Here is a 19342-nt window from a genome sequence, read left to right on the forward strand (position 1 = left end):
AGTGTATAGATTCTATGATTTTAGATAATATGAAGTTCATAGATATAACTTGCTTCATCAAGACCATAGCGCACTTCATTGAGATATGTATTATAGCCTGCTTTTTGGAAAGAAGCACATACTTTTTGCATTTCCTTATGCGAATTTTCTTTATCAAAATAGAAAATATGTTCTCCTTGTGCGCATTTTTTGAGCATATCTTCATAACTTATTTTTGCTACATTGACTTTATTTTTAGCATTCGCTTGAGAGAGCGTGCTTTTAGCAAGTTTAAGTTCCATAATCTCTCCTTAATTTAAAGTATAGAATCTCGCATTATAGCCAAAAAAGGCATATTTGTGAAACTTTAAGCAAAATTTTATTATAATCTATAATTCTTCATTAAGCCATATAGCCTACAAATCCGCAAGCTATGAAGGCATAGTCCCACAATATAGACCTAAGGAGATGGATTTTATGGAAAAGATTTTAGATATTATTGATTTAATTGCTTATGATAAAGGCTTAGAATCGCAAGCTGTGTTAGAAATTGTCAAAGAAGGCTTAATTAAAATTGCTCAAGAAGAGATTAATCCACATTATGATTATTTTGTTGAGCAAGATGCTAAAGAGCGCACACTCAAGCTTTTTTATCGTATGAAAGTATGTGCAGATGAGCAAGATTTAAGCGAGGAGAATCTAGGGACATTCCTCCCTCTTTCTCAAGCCAAAGAACTTGGTGATGTAAGCATAGGCGATGAAGTAGATTGCGAATTGCAATTAGATGCTATGAGTAGAGGGGCTATTAATAAGCTTTTTTTAAATCTTGAATACAATTTGCAACGTTCCATTGAAAATCAAATCTTGCAAAACTTCCGCGCAATGGTGGGTAAAATCGTTAATGGGCAAGTTGTGGGCATAGATGATAGCGGCAATACCTTTATAGAAATTGAAAGTATCCGCGCAATATTGCCACAAAAAAATCGCATTAAAGGCGAAAATTTCAAAGTTGGTGATTGTGTGCGAGCAATTTTAAAATTTGTAGGCATTAATCGTAATGGATTGCAAGTGGAACTTTCCCGCACAACGCCGAAATTTTTAGAAGAACTCCTCGCAATGGAAGTGCCAGAGATAAAAGATAATGAAGTGATTATCCACAAAAGTGCGAGAATACCCGGTGATAGGGCAAAAGTTGCTGTATATTCAAATAGTGCGCGTATTGACCCCATTGGGTGCTGCGTAGGTGTTAAAGGTGTAAGAATCAATGCTGTAAGCAAAGAATTAGCAAATGAAAATATTGACTGCGTGGAGTATCATAGCACACTTGAAATTTTTGTCGCTAAGGCTTTGACCCCCGCACAAGTAGTCAGTGTTAAGATTGAAGAGGCACAAGAGGGAGAGCGAAAAAAAGCAATCGTGCAAATAAAAAGTGAGCAAAAAAGTAAAGCTATTGGTAAAAATGGTGTAAATATACGTCTTGCAAGTATGTTATGTGAATGCGATATTGAACTCCAAGAAATTACAGAATCTAAGCCACTTGAAAATGAAAATACCCCAGCTGAAAAAACAGGTATAGACGCGCTTAGCTCCCTCTTTAAGTCTTAATTTAGATGTTGCGCGATACACTCTTGTATTTTTGTCTCCTCTTTTGCCTGTTGCTCACATAAAAGCTTAAGCACTTCACGATAATAATTTCCAGCAAATATTTCTACCTGCAATGGTATTAATCCTTCATTATTGCGCACTGAAGAATCCCCTCCGAGTGCCAAAAGTTGAGCGATGAGATAAGGGTTGCCTTTTTGTGTCAATATATGCAAGGGCGTATCACCATTTTTATTTTTCGCATTCACATCTGCACCAAAATCTTTAAGAATATGAAATACACTTATATTGCTTCCGTAGGTTGCTTTATATGCAATATGGTGCATTAGCGTATTACCATTTTCATCTTTAGCATTTAAATCAATATCTTCCCCCTTATCCTTTAAGATGAGAGGCAATAATTCATAGGATACTCTTGCAAATCCTTTATGAGCAGTATTATCTAGTGCAATTTTTCGCACAAGTGTATAAAACTGCTCTGAAGTAATATCCTCTCGGATTGGTTTGTATAAACGCATAAAGATTCTTTGATTTTGTGCCTTATTTGGAAAAGTCTTTAAAAAGTAACTCAAAAATTCTTGCACATCTTCAAATGCTACCTTTGCCCCTTTATCAAGGAGATATTGCAAACTCAATTCATTAGAAAATGTCATTCTTAAAGAACTTTGCTCTTGGGGAACATCCTCATAAAAATAACTTCTCGTACCCTCATCATCCATTGGCTCAAATCTTTCCCATGTATAATAAACAAGTGGCTTATTTGCCTCTGTTTGATTTGTAATGAGCACTGACAAAGCATTATAACAACCATAGTTTAAGCTTAGATATGTCATAAAATCCCACGCATTATTAAAATATGATATACCCATATTATTAAAATCATCAAGTTCTCCTAGAGTGTCTGGGTAAAATCTATCATAAGGAAATATAGCGAGAGAAAGCACTCTGAGAGCAAGGAGTTCTCTCACACAAAGGCGAGCCTTATTAGAAGGGAGATTCTGACAACTTTGTAAAGTTTTAAGCCAATCGCGTTGCATTGATAAAAGCATATTTTTAAGCTCTTTTTGCCCTATTGCTTGAAGTTGTGGGTTACTTTCAACAAGTGTGGGGATATAATCTTTGACATATTTATAACGTTGTGCCATAAGCGCATCAAGCATAGCAATCTCTTTGTCTTTGCAAATCATTTGTTCTATGGCATTGTGAGCTTTTGTGCAATCAAAACTTGGTGCTTTTATCGGCTCTATATCATCTTTAAGCGTTAAGTCATCATTGAGTGCATTATCAAAGCACACTTCATCACAATTTGCAAAAACTGCCAACGGGTGCTTTCTAAGCTCATCTTTTGCATTTACCCCCAAAGGCAAAATCCACACAAAGACAAAAATATACCAAACCCTCATTAATCTATCTCCTCCATAAAATATAGCAAGATTATAAACTATGAAATTTAATGTTAAAATAAAGAATCTTTCCCATTTTAAGTGTTTCTAATGGAGTTTATTTTATAATTTCACTTACTTTTAATAAAATGAATATTACATTCAAAGGGCATACTTATGAGCTTTACACATCTTCATCTTCATACCGAATACTCCTTACTTGATGGCGCAAATAAAATTAAATTCCTAGCTAAACGCATTCGTGAATTAGGTATGGAATCTGTTGCGATTACTGACCACGGCAATATGTTTGGTGCGCTTGATTTTTATGTAAGTATGAAAGAAGAGGGGCTTAATCCCATTATCGGTATGGAAGCCTATCTGCATAATGGCGATACACTCGGTGATAAAACAATCAAACAGCGATTCCATCTCTGCCTCTTTGCCAAAAATGAAATAGGTTATAAGAATCTAATGTATCTCTCCTCACAATCTTTTATTGAGGGATTTTATTACTATCCTCGTATTAACAAAGCTTTACTAAGAGAGAGGAGCGAAGGGCTTGTTTGCTCTTCAGCCTGCCTACAAGGCGAGATAAATTGGCAACTTAATATCAGCAATCAACGCAATGTACGATTTGGAGCAAAAGGTTATGAAGTAGCCAAAGAAGTAGCATTAGAATACAAAGATATTTTTGGTGAAGATTTTTACCTTGAGCTTATGCGACACGGCATTAACGACCAACTTTTCATTGATGAGCAGATTCTAAAGCTTGGCAGAGAGCTTGATATTAAAGTGATTGCGACAAATGATACGCATTATTCTTTACAAGAAGATGCAAGTGCGCAAGAAGTAGCAATGTGTGTGGCAATGGGTAAAACATTTAACGACAAAGATAGACTAAAACATTCAGTTAAAGAATTTTATGTTAAATCCCCGCAGGAGATGCAAAAGCTCTTTTGTGATGTGCCTGAAGTGCTAGAAAATACGCAAGAAATTGCGCAAAAATGCCGACTTCATTTAGATTTGAAAAATATTGAGATTAAAAACAAACATACAGGTGAGATACTATTAAAAAATACTCCAGCAACCCCTCCTACTTTTAAACATACCACAAATTATGCGCTTAAAGAAAATTTGCCACAGATTCTTAATTGCTCTTTAGAATCTATTGATGATGCAGTGTATTTCGCCTTTAAATGTCGTCAAGGGCTAGAGGAGCGACTTAAACATATCCCCACAGAATCTCACCCTATGTATAAAAAACGTCTAGAACACGAGATAGAAGTGATTAGTTCAATGAAATTTCCCGGCTATATGCTCATTGTGTGGGATTTTGTCAATTTTGCAAAACAAAATAATATCCCCGTAGGACCCGGACGTGGTTCAGCAGCAGGCAGTCTCGTAGCGTATTCACTTAAGATTACAAATATTGACCCGCTTAAATATGATTTACTTTTTGAGCGTTTTTTGAATCCCGAGCGGGTAAGTATGCCCGATATTGATATGGATTTTTGCCAACGCAGACGCGGCGAGATGATAGAATATGTAGCAAATACTTATGGCAAGTTTAATGTCGCACAAGTTATTACCTTTGGTTCTCTCCTTGCAAAAGGTGTGATACGAGATGTCGCACGTGTGCTTAATATGCCCTATAATGATGCCGATGCTTTTGCAAAACTTATCCCAGCAGAGCTTGGTATCACCCTTACAAAACACATAGGTAAAGATGGTAAAGAAAAAGATGGTGCGTGGGAAAAAGAGTCGAGGATTAAAGAACTTGTAGAGAAAAGTCCTTTAGCAAAACAAGTATGGGATTATGCCTTGTTGCTTGAAGGATTAAAACGCAATGCCGGCACACACGCTGCAGCTATTGTAATAGATTCCCAAGAAGAGCTATGGCACAAAGTCCCTCTTTATACAAATGATAAAATGAATGGTGTCGCTACGCAGTATTCTATGAATTGGCTTGAGCCTGTGGATTTAATTAAATTTGACTTTTTAGGACTTAAAACGCTCACTGTAATTGATGATGCAATTAATCTTATTAAAAAGCGATACGAAAAAGAAATTGACTTTAGCACAATGGAAATGGACGATTACAAAGTCTATGAAACAATCCAAAGCGGAAATACGCTCGGATTATTCCAAATAGAATCTGAAGGTATGCAAGCAATAGCAAAAAGGCTCAAACCAAGCAATTTTGAAGATGTGGTGGCAATGATTTCCCTCTATCGTCCCGGACCTATGGATCTTATTGATGATTTTGTTGCGCGTAAGCACGGATTGGTAAAAATTGAGTATCTCATAGATGCTCTAGAGCCTATTTTAAAACCTACCTATGGTGTTATTGTCTATCAAGAGCAAGTTATGCAAATTGTGCAAACCATTGGTGGATTTTCTCTTGGCGGTGCAGATTTAGTCCGCCGTGCTATGGGGAAAAAGAAGCTTGATGAAATGTTAAGACTAAAAAAAGAATTTGCTGATGGAGCACAAAAGCAAGGCTATAATCGTGCTAAAGCGGAGGATTTATGGGAGATTATCGTAAAATTTGCTGGCTATGGATTCAATAAATCTCACGCCGCAGCCTATGGAATGATCACCTATCAAACTGCATATTTAAAAACTTATTATGAACACGAATTTATGGCAGCTATGCTCACAAGTGAGACAAACAAAATAGAATCTATAGCAAAATACATTGATGAGGTAAAATCTCTTGGTATTGAGATTGTCCCTCCACACGTGAATATTTCTGAAAACAATTTTGGTGTGGGTGAATTTGATGGAGTGAAAAAAATCATTTTTGGACTAAGCGCTATTAAAGGACTAGGCGATGCACCTATTGAAAATATCATAGAAGAGCGTGAAAAAAATGGTGCATACAAGAGTTTGGAAGATTTCGTCGCAAGGGTAGATTTCTCTAAACTTACAAAACGCTCTTTAGAGCCATTGATTAAATCCGGAGGATTGGATAATCTAGGCTACTCACGTAAAAGTATGCTTGAATATATAGATATACTCTGTGATAAAGGGCGAGAAAAAAGTAAAGCTCAAGAAATGATACATAATTCACTCTTTGGTGAAGATGAGGTAGAGATTAATATATACTTACCTATCACTCATAAAGGTGAATATGATATACGCACTTTGCTTGATTATGAGTATGAATGTATGGGAATCTATATATCAGGACATCCTCTTGATGACTTTAAAGACAAACTCAAAAATATCAAAGGTATAATCAAAAGTCTTGAATTAGAGAATCTAGAATTTAATTCTGTATGTATGCTTGTGGGCAAGGTTCTTTCAATCAAGCGAAGAATCAGCAAAAAAAGCAACAAACCTTTTGGGAGTATTGATTTTCTAGATTATGGTGGAAAAATTGAAATAATGGTGTTTGAAAAGCACCTTGAAGCACTTGAAGGATTCAATCTTGATGAGCCTTTGGCACTTAAATGCAAAATAGAAGAGAGAGAAGAAAGATTTAATGTGCGTATTTTAAAGATTCTTAATCTTGAAGAAGCTGCTAAAGAAAAAATAGAGCCCATAATAAAAAATATTGCACAAGAAGATGAGGATACAAAGATTATCCCACTTGATATGAAGCCTAGTGAGATTGATGTTTGCACACCCTTATGTGTGGTTATTGATGCGAGCTGCGTTGAAAATGGCATTTTAGATAAACTTAAGGCTTACTCAAAAGAGCTTAAGGGTGAACGTGAGTTACGAGTGCGTATTAAAAATGATACATTGGGCTATACTTTTATTAGTCACCTCAAAGTTCATTCGCAGATTAAAGAAGCATTTAAAGAATTAGAGTGGCAGGAATAAAAGTATTTGAGATAATAGGCTACAATATGATATTTTTTAATAAAGGAGTTTTTGTGAATCTTAAATATTTTTTCTTATCAGGTATGCTAGGAGCATTGGTAATAGGTTGTGGAAATGCACAAGATATACAAAGAGATATTATGGCTAAATGGACACTCAATACATTAAGTGATGGACATAAAGAGATTAATGTAGGGCTAAGTGAGCATAACGCATTTATCCACTTTGAATCTGATAAAGGCTTTTATGGTAATGCTGGATGCAACAATTTTTTTGGCAATTACCAAATTCAAGCAAATACCCTTATAGTTGGCGGCGCAGGTATGACACGTATGATGTGCGCACCAGAGAGTATGGAAGTTGAAGATACGCTTATGCGGATTCTTAGTGATGGCAATACCTCTGCTTATATTTCAGGCAATAATCTTATTTTGCAAAAAGGAAATATCAAGGCGGTATTCAGTAGATAGGTTTATTTTATTTTCTCTAAGCTATAATAAAACAAAGCAAAAGGAGGAAGTATGCAATCTAACACGTTAACGCCTGATTTTACAGGATTTATTACTGAAGCACAATCACATTTCAAACATAGAATCTACACAGATTATTTGCGGAGATTTGCCTATGGCACAGACGCTTCTTGTTACCGTTATGTCCCACGAGTGGTAGTTTGGGCATTTGATGAAAGTGAGATTGTAAAACTTTTTGCTTTGAGCAGAAAATACAATACTCCGCTTACATTTCGCGCAGCGGGAACAAGTTTGAGTGGGCAAGCGTGTAGTGATAGTGTGCTTGTGCTTGCAAATGCGAGATGGCAAAATATATCCATACAAGATAATGCTTCAAGTATTGTATGTGATTGTGGCGTAATAGGAAGCGAAGCAAATGAAGCATTAAAGCCATTTCGCAAAAAAATAGGACCAGATCCAGCGACTATTAATAATGCTATGATTGGCGGTATCTTTTCAAATAACTCAAGCGGTATGTGCTGTGGCGTCAAACAAAATAGCTATAATACGATTAAATCTGTGCGGGTAATCCTTCACGATGGCTTTGTGCTAGATACAAGTGCAAGAGCAAAATCAAATGAAAATATACAATCATTTTTAACTCATCATAAAGACAAAGCTAACGCGCTTTTAGCATTACGTGATGAGATTTTAAAATCTGATGAACTCCCCAAACTTATCCGCCGCAAATTTGCTATCAAAAATACAACAGGTTATAGCATCAACACTTTGCTTGATTTTAGTGATATAAAAGATATTTTAAATCATATTTTTATTGGTGCAGAAGGAACACTAGGCTTTGTTTCTCAAGTAGAATATGAGTGCGTAGATGATTATACTTTTAAAGCGTGTGCTTTACTTTTTTATGAAAATCTCAAACTTGCAGCAAAGGCGGTGCGCATTCTTGCAGAAAATGAAGATATTGTCTCTGCTGCAGAACTAATGGATTATGCGTGTTTAAAATCAGCACAACATTTAGGTGATATAGACAAGCGAATCTTAAATGTAAAACAAGGACAATGTGCGCTCCTTGTGCAATTAGAAGATTCTACCCTCAAAGATTTAGAATCTAAAATAAACACGATTTCACAAGCCCTCAAAGTAGCACCTAGTTTGTTTGGCGAAAACTTTAGCACAGATGAAAAACAAATGGCATCGTGGTGGAAGATTCGCAAAGGACTTTTACCACTTTCTGCGTCTTTGCGTCCTAGTGGAAGTATTGTTATTACAGAAGATATTTGTTTTGAAATTGAATCTTTCGCACAAGGCATTGAAGAAATTACACGACTCTTTGCCGAGTTTAATTTTGAGGGTATCATTTTTGGACACGCTCTTTCGGGCAATGTGCATTTTATCATCACACCAAATTTGAATGATAAAGATGAAAGTGCTCGTTTTGGTGCATTTATGGAAGCTATGGTGGATTCTGTCATTTCACTTGGAGGAAGCACAAAGGCAGAGCACGGCACAGGACGTATGATTGCACCATTTGTAGAGAGAGAATGGGGCAAAAGTGCCTATGCTATCAATCAAAAAATCAAATCAATCTTTGACCCACATAATCTCATTAATCCCGATGTAATCATCACAAATGATGCCCGTATTCACTTAAAAAATCTCAAACACTCAAGTGAGGTAGAGGATTTTATCAATCAATGTATGGAATGTGGATTTTGTGAAAAAGTATGTCCAAGCAAAGAGCTTACACTCACTCCTAGACAACGTATTGCCGTGCGTAAAGAAATAAAAAGGCTTGAAAATCTACAATCCAAAAGCTTAGAAGAAGAGGAATGGCTTAAAGAACTTAAAGAGGGCTATGTTTATTTTGGCATAGATACTTGTGCTACTTGCTCTATGTGTGCAACACTTTGCCCACTAGAAATTGATAGCGCAAAAATTGCTCTTACGCTTAAACCAACTCTCACTTCTAATATTGCACAATTTATTGCTTCAAACTTGGGCAAACATTTTGGTAGCACCCTCGCACTTGCTAAAGGAGGGTTGAAGTTTGTGAATATGAGTTCTCATTTTTTTGGTGCAAATACAATAAGTAAATGGAGCAAAACCACAAAAAATCTCTTAAGAACACCTTATATTCCTACAAGTATGCCACGCGCTAATGAAAAAGTCTATTTTGGAGATTCTGTATCAAAAATAGAAAGTGATAAAAAAGTAATATATTTTAGCACCTGCATAAATCGTGTTCTTGCTCCTTCAATTAAAGCATTAGATAAACGTCCTTTGCAAGAAGTCTTTGAATCTTTATGTAAAAAAGCGGGCATAAACATCATTTATCCACATAATATTACAAATCTCTGCTGTGGTAAAGCATTTAAAGATTATCCAAAAACTTCAGAACAAAAGGCACAAGAGCTTTATGAGGCTTTGGAGACGATGAAAGGAAGTGAAGAGACAATAGATATTGTATGCGACCATAGTGCGTGCAGTTATGAGCTTATACAAACAATCAAACATAAGCAAGATTTACAAAATATAAGCGGCATCAAAGTTTTTGATATGCCAGAATACATTGCAAAAGTGGTTTTAGAAAGATTGCGTATTACACCTTTAAATGAGGATATTGCACTCTATGCGATGTGTGCCACTAAAAAAGGTGGGTGGGATAATACACTTGATATTATTGCAAAAGCTTGCACGAATGGAAATATCATTAAACACACCAAAACTCAATGCTGTGGTTTCGCTGGAAATAAAGGCTTTATATGTCCAGAACTTAATGAAAGCGCATTGAGAGAGTTAAGCGAATTTTATGTCCAAAAAAAGCAAGTGGATAAACACTTAAGACGAGGATTTGCGAGCTCTAGCACTTGTGAAATTGGTTTAAATGATAAAACAAATATTATATGGCAGAATTTACTTTATCTTGTTGATGAAGTCAGTGAATCTCTATAAACGATCAAGTTTTATTTTGGTTTGCATAAAGCAAATACAGCCATAATAAGAAGGAGTAATGCTACAACCAAAAAAAGATGAACGATTCCATATCTATGCACAATGGGCTGGGAAAATAATGGTGAGACAAACTGCCCAAAACACGCGGTAGCACTTAAGATTCCAATTGCTTTTGCTATGTGTCCTTTAGGCACTTTACTAAGCAATAAAGATGAATTATTCACAATCATTGCGCCTCCACCAGTGCCCACAAGAAGTAATCCCAATACAACCGCATAAATATTGTGCAATATGAAAATAAGGGCAAATCCGCTCCCCATAAATAAAAATCCAACAATATAAATATCTTTTACGGATAAAAATTGCCGAATTCTTGGATAAAAAAGAGATGATACACCATACGCAAAAGCTGAAGCTGAGATACAAAAGCCAACTATGATTTCACTTTTACCTAAATTTTCTATAATAAAATGTGGAATCTGCGTAGGTGAAGTATAATAGGCAACCATAATAATAAAACCAAAAAAATAACAGGGCAAAATTGATGTGATATGGAAATCTTTATGCGTTTCTTCTAAGATTCTCTTAATCTTACCTGTGCGAGGTTCAAAAAGTGTGCTCGCAACGAATATACTCAAAAAGATACCAAGCCCATATACGAAAAAAGGATAATGCCAATCAAAATGTGCCAAAATACCGCCAATACACATAAAAATTGCACTGCTACACGCTGTTGCAAAACCTTGTATACCCAAAGCCTTTGAACGCTCTTCCCCCACATAATAATCTGCCACTAATGTGCTTGCAGTTGTCATAACAAATGCTGTTGCAATACCAAAAAGTGCGCGAGAAAAAAGAATCCAATAGATATTTTCCCATACAGCCCCAAGCATACCACTTATACTCCATAGAATCATAGAGCCAACGAGGAACTTTAAACGTCCAAACTTATCAATAAGAATTCCACCTAATGGTGAAAATAACATAATAAAAAGTGCAGGAAGTGTCAAAATAAGCTTTGAAAGCGTTTGTATATGTGGAATATCTGCAAAATGCTTCTCAATAGCAGGTATCGAAGTGGCAATAATCATACTTCCAAACACGGTCATAGAGGCGCTAGAAAAGAGTGCAAACATAAAGCGCGGACGATGAGTTAAAATATAGATTTTTTCTTCAAAACGATTTTTAGGTATTTCTTGCATAATCTCTCCACAAATAACATTTTATTTACTAATATCTATAACTTTTTAAATAAACATATTTTAGCCAAATAAAGAAAATTATTAAGGCACGAGAAGCACATAGCGCTTGGTAATGCGCAAAGTATTACTACTAGATGGATGTAAGATACTGCCGTGTATATCAAGCAAAAGCGTGTGAGAATCTAAACTTGTAAGTGCTGTGCGAAAATGATAATCTTGAGGGAAAGAAAATTCTTGTGTGCGACAAGTGGGTATATCTTTCTCTTTGAGGCAGAGGATAATCATATCTTTGAGGCTTCGTGCATAGAGATAAAGTTGAGTTTTGGCGTGAATATGAGCGTGAGTGTGTGAACGATGGTAAGATTGACGAAGATAAAATGTGCAAACAATTCCTACGGAGACGATGATTAATATAGCATATATCATATAGAATCCTTTACGTTTATAAGCAATCTTGGATACCTTTTGTGATGATTGTTTAGACTTTTTCACAACATATTCTCTACAATTTCATCAAGCCACACACCCCCGCTTTCACAATGCTCTTTTAATGATGTCGCAACACAAAGATGTAATTCAATAAAGATGCCTTGAGAAAAAGATAGTGGTTTAATACTAAAAGAAAGCACATCAAAAGCAAGAGGTGCTTTATCAAGCCACAATATATTATCTCGCAGTTCAATAGAGTGCGATTGTATTGGCAAGGCAAGATAAGGGGTATGCTGTGGTGTTTTATCAAGCACAAGAGTTTGTGTGTGAATGCGTGTAATAGTATAGGGAGTGAATACTTCTTTAGGCTGTGTAACAAGATAGAGTTGCTGCTGGAGCTGCCATCCTTTCAAGGTTGTAAAGTATAAAGAAGTATCGTGATGAGATTGTATATTTATAGACACTAGAGGCAGGAGCGTATCTCCTTGCATAGGCGATGGAGCATTTTTGTATCCACCCCCAAGAAGAGATTGCTCATCAATGGCTGCAAACATAAGAGATGAACTTGCTACGCTAAGTGGCACTCCGCCATCTCCAATGAGAGATTCTATAATCGCATATTGTAGTAGATTCTCAATTTTTGCGAGGATTATATGCGCATTTGGGTCATTCAAACTACGAGTATAGGTGAGATTTTTGCTCATATGCAATAGCATAGAACTGCATATTATACCAATCACGCCCAAAATAACAATGCTCACTACTACCTCAAAAAGCGAAAAAGCCCGTTGTGTAGAACGAAAATAATGCAATATTTTGTGCATCAGTGAATAGCTTTGGGCATATAAAATCTTAAAAATTCAAAATTATCAGGAATGCTATAACTATGTTCTAAAAGTTCATAGGTAAGCAGTGGTGTAGAATGCGTATTCAAAGTCACTGATGTTGTCTTAGGTGAAAGAAAAAGCTGCTTGTAAGCAGAATATGTAGAAACTTTGGGAGTTGGTGCAAACGTATATAAAAACCCAAATGCAAGGATTAGAGCAGTTGCACAAATACAAATACCCATAACTGCATCAAGCAACATAAAAGCTTGATGTGAATTGTAGAGTTGCTTACTCATTTTATTGCTTTAGTGTTGTGTGTCTTTAATAAAGACTTGACATTCAAAATATGCTTTTTGTGTTGGTGTAACATATTTTTCTATTCTACTATAAGATATTTCAAGCACAAATTTCCACCGCCCCAAAGGAAGATTGTTAAGAATCTCACTTTCCCAAAGCGCATCATTATGAGTTCTATCAAGATTTAAAGGTCTTAGCTCGCCTAAATCTTGAATCTTATTTGCTTCGTGCATAGAATCTAAAAAAAGTTGTATTTTATCAATTTTATAATCATCTGGAAGAATCTTGCGCTGAAGGTCTATATGTAGCTTTACCTCATTGGGAGAGATAATGCTTGTTGGTATCTTGGCTTTTATATCAGGACGATTAGCTGGGGTATAATATGGAAAAACAAAGCTGTTATTAGCACATATTCCTTTTTCATCACTTAGCCAAATCTTATAATCATAAATGTTGTGAAAGAGGGTTTGTTCTTTAATTATTTCATTAATATTCTCATCTACAATACGCTTTTTTGCAAAATAGGTATTTTCATCTTGGATAGGGTTTTTCATTGCAATAGTAATAGATACACTTACCATAAATACACCAAAAAGCAGCACACCTATAATAGCGTGGGGCCAATAATTCTTTTCTTTCATTTTTACTCCTTAATGACTATTTCTTGCGTGTGAGATAAATAATGCCAATGATGCCAAACATAATGAGGAGCATAGCATACATACTAAATCGCACAAACTCTCTTCCTCCGCTTTCATCAACAGGCATATTATTTTCAAGCTTTACACTAAAATGTGCTGCAATCATATCTGCAGCTTCAGAATAACCATTAAGCATAATCGCGGAAATAAGCTGTGGTGTAAGGGCTTCATCTTTCTCTTTTGGCAATAATGGCACCATATATTCATAATAAACTTTATCTTCATCAAAATATTCTTTAGGCGTAGAACTTAGAATATCCATTTTTTTATCCTCTCTCATAAAGACAAGAACCGCGTAAGGTTGGGGCAAATCCTTTGTTAAATTTTTTTTATATCTATCACGATAGAGCTTTTTCATATCTTGCTCTACAAAATTATCGCCACCAATCACGCTATGTTTTAGATTCTCTGGGATTTTATCAACAACTGCGATATATAAAGAAAAACCAGTTTTTGAAAAAATCTCATTTGAAAGTGTATCAATAAAGCCAACACTTTTAGATATGAGGAGGGAATCAGAATTATCAAGGACATAATTTTTAAAAGAATAATCCTCAATTTTTTCATTTGCATCAAGTGTAAAGGCAACCAAGAGACTAATACATATTAGTCTCCCTAGTAGCAAGAGCATTTATTAAACCAAATGCAAAAAGAAATCAGGAATAAAAGGAATGACGATTGTCATAACAATAGTGACGACAAGTAATGTCCCAAGAAGCTTCTCAATAAGTGTAAGTTTCATATCTGCCTCCTATTCTGCACTTATGCGATGTTGCGCATTTTCAATGTCAATTTGCTTAATTGCATCTACTTGTTCAATCTTGTAATAATCTGTTGCCACAGATTTCTGCGTAAGAATAGCGCAAGTGCCCAAACCTGCAACAATGCTAAGCAAAAGCACTACAGCGATAATAAACCCTGTTAAACCATTAAGTCCAAATAAACCATTCATTACAATCTCCTTTATTCAGCTTCAGATGATTCTAAAGAGCGAATATATACATTAAGCGCCTCTTTTTGGCTTGGCGCAAAATTAGCATATTCAAACGAAGGCATAACACCAATTATACCTTTTTTGCCTTTTGCAAGCACTTCTGCTAAAAAGTGCGATGTGCCATATTGGCTAAGATCAGGTGCAAATCCATCTACACCACCTCCATTGCCCTTGCCTTCATCTCCGTGACAAGCTGCACAATGTATTGCAAAGAGCTCTTTGCCTTTACTTACCTCAAGCGGATATTTGGTGCTCTTCGTATTTGAAATATCTTGCATAACATAAGCTGCTATTGCTTTTGCTTCGCTATCGCTTACTGCTACAGGCACCATTTCGCCAGCCATATAATCTAAGCCTTTACTTCCTTCTTTAATAACTTTAATAATGCCCTCTTCTTTACCCCATTTTGTAAGGTTTTCTGCCTTACCATTCATACCTTCTGCTGTGATTCCGTGGCATTGAGAACATTGCACTAAAAAAATACTTTGTCCCATACTACCAAGTTCCTCTCCACTTAAATTTTCCCAAGTAGAAGCATATTTTTGATTATAACTTTGGACTTCTTGGTTATATTCTCCAATCTGCGAATAAGCATTAAGTGGATATCCTAAAAAGATATACCAAAAACCCCAAATAAGCACACCTAAAAAGCAGGCAGCCCAACCAACAGGAAGATTATTCGTCTGCTCACCAATACCATCCCAGCTCTCACTTGTCAATTCTCCTTCAGCTTTGCCATCTTTAATCTTTTTAAGATATACCCCTATTATAAAAATAGTAAGTATTAAGATAACAAAAGCACCTAACAAACCTAGTGTTGTTATATTATCTGACCAATTCATCTAGTTCCCCTTTCATTTTTTATTCGTGGTTCAATGGGCTCATCATCAAGATTATCATTAAGAGCAAGATTAGCATATTTTTCATAATCCTTTACACCTTTGGCTTGTGAAGAATATAAATGATAAACATATCCATACAAAAATACTACAAGTAAAAGCGTAACTGCAAGATAAATCTCTTTCTGATAAGCGACAATAAACTCCAAAAATGTAGCATTATTTATCATTGTGCTGCCTGTGATACTTGTGTAGCTGCACGACGTGATTGCCCAAGACTATTCATATAAGCAATAAGTGCTACAATTTGTTTTACTTCTCCTTGCTCAAAGGCATCTTTGACATCTTGACTTATCATTTCATCAACAACCACTTTAGCTTCTTGCATAAAAATCTCTTTTGCTTTAGAAAGTGTAGCCAGGTCATTTTTATCATAAGATTGCGCACCAATTTGCACTCCACCTTCTATATCATAAGGCACACCAAAAACGACTTTTTGTGTATAAGCTTCTGCAAAAGCAGTCTCAAAATCAGCATTTTTTGTATAAAGATGCTCATAAGCTGGCATAATTGAGCCAGGTACACGCGATTTTGGGTCTCTCATATGCCCATCGTGCCAGTCTGCTGCTTTACGGCTATCACCTACTCTATGCAAATCAGGACCTGTGCGCTTTGAACCCCACAAGAATGGTCTATCATAGGCATATTCACCACTTAGGCTATAAGCACCATATCGGTCTGTTTCAGCCTTAAATGGACGAATAAGCTGTGAATGGCAATTGTAACAACCCTCTGCAATATATACTTGTCTTCCTGCAGTTTCAAGTAAAGAATAAGGCTTTAAGCCCTCAATAGGTTGAGCCTTTTTTGCAAAACCGGGCAAAACTTCTACTAACCCTGCAATAGAAAATACCAATAAAAATGCAACCGTGAAAAAGAATGGATTTCTCTCTAAAAAACTAAACATATTCTCATTCCTCCTTTACGCCGCCATCGGAGTAGCATTTTGGGGTTCTTTTTCAAGCACCCTACCTGATGAAATTGTCATAAGAATATTATAAATAAACATTATAAAACCTGCCAAATACATCAAACCACCAATTGCACGGATAAGATAATAAGGGAAAAGTGAAACAACTGTATGGATAAAACTATATGTAAGGTTTCCATTATCATCAACATCTCTCCACATCATACCCTGTGTAATACCTGCAATCCACATACTTGAAAAGTAAAGGATAATCCCTGTCGTCATAATCCAGAATTGTGCGTCCATAAGTTTTTTAGAATAAAGCTCACGCTTAAATATGCGAGGCACCATATGGAAGCACGCTGCGATAATCATAAATCCTACCCAACCAAGTGCCGCATCATGAACATGTCCAATAATCCAATCTGTAAAGTGAGCCAAGCCATTGACTGAACGAATAGACTGAATTGGTCCTTCTAGTGTAGTAAGCATATACCAAGTTGAAGCAAGGATGAGGAATTTTATCATTGGAGATTCTTTAATTTGATGCCATTGCCCACGCATTGTTAAAAGCATATTAATAGCTGTCCCCCACGAAGGCAAAATCAAAATAACTGAAAACACAGAACCAAGTGTCTGAATCCAATCAGGTGTGGTTGAGTAAATTAAGTGATGTCCACCTGCCCAAATATAGATAAACATAAGTCCCCAGAATGAGAACAAAGTAAGTTTATATGAGAAGATAGGTTGCCCAGATTCTTTAGGTAAAAAGTAATAGATTAACCCAATAATACCTGAAGTAAAGACGAATGCAACGGCATTATGCCCCCACCACCATTGCACCATCGCATCATTTGTTCCTGCATAAAATGAAATTGAATGTAAGATACTTCCTACACCTGCGATAAAATAAGTTGGAACTGCAAGATTATTAAAGATATAAAGAGCAGAAATTCCTACAAAAGTAGCAATGAAATACCACAATGAAATATAAATTGTCTGCTCACGTCTTACACCCATACTTCCAAAAAGGCTTACACCCCATAATACCCACACAACAACTACAAGAATATCAAGAGGCCAAATAAGTTCAGAATATTCTTTTGATTGTGTTAATCCAGCAAAAAGTGTAATTACTGCAAGAGCCATCAGCACAATATAAATCCAAAAATGTGCTAAACCAACTGCACGTAAAAAGCAGTGCTCTTTGTATGTAATCTTAAGCACTCTTTGTCCTAAGTAATACCACGAAGCCCAAATTCCGCTCAATGTAAAACCATAAATAATACCATTGGTATGAAGTGGTCGAAGCCTACCAAAAGTTCCATATTCTGAAGCTAGATAGTTTAAATCTGGGAATGCCATTTGAAATGCAATAACTACCCCGATGAGTAATCCTACAAATCCAAAAGCCATCGCAGAGAAAACAAATAACTTAGCAATTGAGTAATCATACTCGAGTGTATTTGTCTGCATTGCAGTCTCCTTGTCCTTTGAAAGTTATTAAAATACAAATTTGATTATAGTGCCTTTGAAGTTATAGCTGCCTTAAAAAGTTAATAAAAAAACAACAAAGCTTTTCTAAAGGGTAAAAAAGTTGTCTATTTTTGCTAAAAAATGAGTAAAAAGATGTTGGTTTCCTTGCTCATTTACCAAATAATCAGCATCTGCATATGCACTTTTACATAACATTTCCCAAGCGCAAAATTCCGCCCACAGCAAGAACCGAAGCTTTGAGGGCACACGATGGGATGCACAAAATATTTTAAATTTTTTTGACATAGGGCTTTGTGTTACTATTTTATACATACTCATAGAATCTTGTGCAATATAGATTCTATGAGTATTGCTTGTAATAATAAAATGAGCAATTTTGCAATTAAATCTGCTTTTGCTTATCTCGTCTCTTTGAGCTGCGCTAAGCACATATCCACATTGTTTGGCTACCTTATCGCAAAAAAGCAAAAGTAAATTTTCATCATCTTGCACCTTTGATTTATGAATACTAAAAATTATGCAGCATATTTTATGAGTGTGCAATGGAACATTAATATTATGTATTTGTCTTAGAATCTGGATCTTCAAAGATTCTAGCTCTAAAGTATCTGCATAGAGCATATTTTCAAGGCTTTGCCTATCACGTTGGAGATAGGATAAACTGCGTGCAATGCCTGCGCTAAACTCATTCACTAATTTATCGCAAAATTCATATCTAAAATAATTTCGCCTAAATGTCTTATCTTGATTGCTACTATCTTCAAAATACTTTATTCCACGCTCCTTACAGAATCTATACAATTCATTTTTAGGTATAGATTCTAAAGGGCGCACAATTGTATAATTATTTAGAGATTTATCATAGTTATATCGTTCGTCTGCAAAACCTAGCAAATTCCCAAGTCCTGCACCTTTTGTAAGCTGCATAAGTAACCACTCTAAGCGATCATTAAGTTGATGAGCTAGTAAAAGATGTGTGTAGTGGTGTTTAATAATTAAAGACTGAAAAAAATCAAAGCGAAAAGAGCGTGCATTGCTTTCAAAATTTGCATTAAAATGTGGTGCGTGTGCCACAAAACAAAGCTTATTATAAGTAGCGGCAAGCTCTTTAGCATAAGCAACTTCATCATCAGCTTGTAAGCGCGTATGATAATGCACAATGGCAATATCAAAGGGAATCTCACACTCAAGTAAGAGAAAAAAAAGTGCCGTAGAATCTACACCGCTAGAGAAACCAAGCAAATTACGTGTTTGTTTAATTGAGGCAAAAGAGGGGGCAAGAATATCTCCAAGATTCGTTGCAAATAAAGTATCAGAAGTATTATATGTCAGCTTATAAGCATCTTTCTTAGCCACACTTTACCTTT

18 protein-coding genes are annotated in these 19342 nt (G+C 35.8%); 4 read left to right on the top strand and 14 right to left on the bottom strand.

What is annotated here, in order from left to right; all coding sequences use genetic code 11:
* Positions 1–20 precede the first annotated feature (20 nt).
* Positions 21–281, bottom strand: coding sequence for an HP0268 family nuclease (locus LS66_RS00310; protein WP_011116113.1), 261 nt, complete (start codon positions 279–281; stop codon positions 21–23).
* 175 nt (positions 282–456) lie between these two features.
* Between LS66_RS00310 and nusA the strand changes: the two genes are divergently transcribed.
* Positions 457–1584, top strand: a complete 1128-nt coding sequence (nusA, locus tag LS66_RS00315; protein WP_034365048.1) for a transcription termination factor NusA — start codon at positions 457–459, stop codon at positions 1582–1584.
* Here nusA and LS66_RS00320 read toward each other — a convergent pair.
* Positions 1581–2984 carry an ankyrin repeat domain-containing protein gene (locus LS66_RS00320; RefSeq protein WP_052057265.1) on the bottom strand — a complete coding sequence of 468 codons (1404 nt, stop codon included), beginning with the start codon at positions 2982–2984 and terminating at the stop codon, positions 1581–1583. The genes nusA and LS66_RS00320 overlap by 4 nt on opposite strands.
* A gap of 156 nt (positions 2985–3140) precedes the next feature.
* Between LS66_RS00320 and dnaE the strand changes: the two genes are divergently transcribed.
* Genes dnaE through LS66_RS00335 form a run of 3 tightly spaced genes read left to right on the top strand, consistent with a single transcriptional unit; the run spans position 3141 to position 10219 of the window.
* Positions 3141–6797 carry a DNA polymerase III subunit alpha gene (dnaE, locus tag LS66_RS00325; RefSeq protein WP_034365051.1) on the top strand — a complete coding sequence of 1219 codons (3657 nt, stop codon included), beginning with the start codon at positions 3141–3143 and terminating at the stop codon, positions 6795–6797.
* 53 nt (positions 6798–6850) lie between these two features.
* A complete protein-coding gene (locus LS66_RS00330; RefSeq protein WP_052057267.1) occupies positions 6851–7267 on the top strand; it encodes an META domain-containing protein in 417 nt (138 codons plus the stop codon).
* Positions 7268–7318: 51 nt separating this feature from the next.
* Positions 7319–10219: an FAD-binding and (Fe-S)-binding domain-containing protein gene (locus tag LS66_RS00335; protein ID WP_034365055.1), complete on the top strand. Its 2901-nt coding sequence runs from the start codon at positions 7319–7321 to the stop codon at positions 10217–10219.
* A gap of 11 nt (positions 10220–10230) precedes the next feature.
* On the opposite strand, the gene LS66_RS00340 is transcribed toward LS66_RS00335, so the two are convergent.
* From LS66_RS00340 to tilS, 12 genes are all read right to left on the bottom strand, one after another.
* Positions 10231–11421 carry an MFS transporter gene (locus tag LS66_RS00340; protein ID WP_034365058.1) on the bottom strand — a complete coding sequence of 397 codons (1191 nt, stop codon included), beginning with the start codon at positions 11419–11421 and terminating at the stop codon, positions 10231–10233.
* A gap of 81 nt (positions 11422–11502) precedes the next feature.
* Complete coding sequence (locus LS66_RS00345) at positions 11503–11847, bottom strand: hypothetical protein (RefSeq protein ID WP_034365062.1); 345 nt, start codon at positions 11845–11847, stop codon at positions 11503–11505.
* A 62-nt stretch (positions 11848–11909) separates the two neighbouring features.
* Positions 11910–12674: a prepilin-type N-terminal cleavage/methylation domain-containing protein gene (locus LS66_RS00350; protein WP_034365065.1), complete on the bottom strand. Its 765-nt coding sequence runs from the start codon at positions 12672–12674 to the stop codon at positions 11910–11912.
* Positions 12674–12973, bottom strand: coding sequence for a hypothetical protein (locus tag LS66_RS00355; RefSeq protein WP_034365069.1), 300 nt, complete (start codon positions 12971–12973; stop codon positions 12674–12676). The genes LS66_RS00350 and LS66_RS00355 overlap by 1 nt, the downstream gene beginning before the upstream one ends.
* Before the next feature lie 9 nt (positions 12974–12982).
* Entirely contained in the window at positions 12983–13615 is a 633-nt protein-coding gene (locus LS66_RS00360; RefSeq protein ID WP_011116103.1) for a hypothetical protein, read from the bottom strand.
* Between the two features lie 16 nt (positions 13616–13631).
* Positions 13632–14306: a hypothetical protein gene (locus tag LS66_RS00365; protein ID WP_034365072.1), complete on the bottom strand. Its 675-nt coding sequence runs from the start codon at positions 14304–14306 to the stop codon at positions 13632–13634.
* Positions 14307–14426: 120 nt separating this feature from the next.
* Positions 14427–14627, bottom strand: coding sequence for a DUF4006 family protein (locus tag LS66_RS00370; RefSeq protein ID WP_011116100.1), 201 nt, complete (start codon positions 14625–14627; stop codon positions 14427–14429).
* An 11-nt stretch (positions 14628–14638) separates the two neighbouring features.
* Positions 14639–15511, bottom strand: a complete 873-nt coding sequence (locus tag LS66_RS00375) for a c-type cytochrome (RefSeq protein ID WP_011116099.1) — start codon at positions 15509–15511, stop codon at positions 14639–14641.
* A complete protein-coding gene (locus LS66_RS00380; RefSeq protein ID WP_011116098.1) occupies positions 15508–15738 on the bottom strand; it encodes a cytochrome c oxidase, cbb3-type, CcoQ subunit in 231 nt (76 codons plus the stop codon). Before LS66_RS00380 ends, LS66_RS00375 begins: the two co-directional genes overlap by 4 nt.
* Positions 15735–16475: a cytochrome-c oxidase, cbb3-type subunit II gene (gene ccoO / locus LS66_RS00385; protein ID WP_034365076.1), complete on the bottom strand. Its 741-nt coding sequence runs from the start codon at positions 16473–16475 to the stop codon at positions 15735–15737. Before ccoO ends, LS66_RS00380 begins: the two co-directional genes overlap by 4 nt.
* Before the next feature lie 15 nt (positions 16476–16490).
* On the bottom strand, positions 16491–17954 hold the full coding sequence (ccoN, locus tag LS66_RS00390; RefSeq protein WP_011116096.1) for a cytochrome-c oxidase, cbb3-type subunit I: 1464 nt from the start codon (positions 17952–17954) through the stop codon (positions 16491–16493).
* 105 nt (positions 17955–18059) lie between these two features.
* Positions 18060–19331 (bottom strand): tRNA lysidine(34) synthetase TilS, encoded by a 1272-nt coding sequence (gene tilS, locus LS66_RS00395; RefSeq protein WP_052057269.1) that lies wholly within the window; start codon positions 19329–19331, stop codon positions 18060–18062.
* Between the last annotated feature and the right edge of the window lie 11 nt (positions 19332–19342).

This window comes from Helicobacter sp. MIT 03-1614 (genome assembly GCF_000762925.2).
Lineage (GTDB): Bacteria > Campylobacterota > Campylobacteria > Campylobacterales > Helicobacteraceae > Helicobacter_C > Helicobacter_C hepaticus.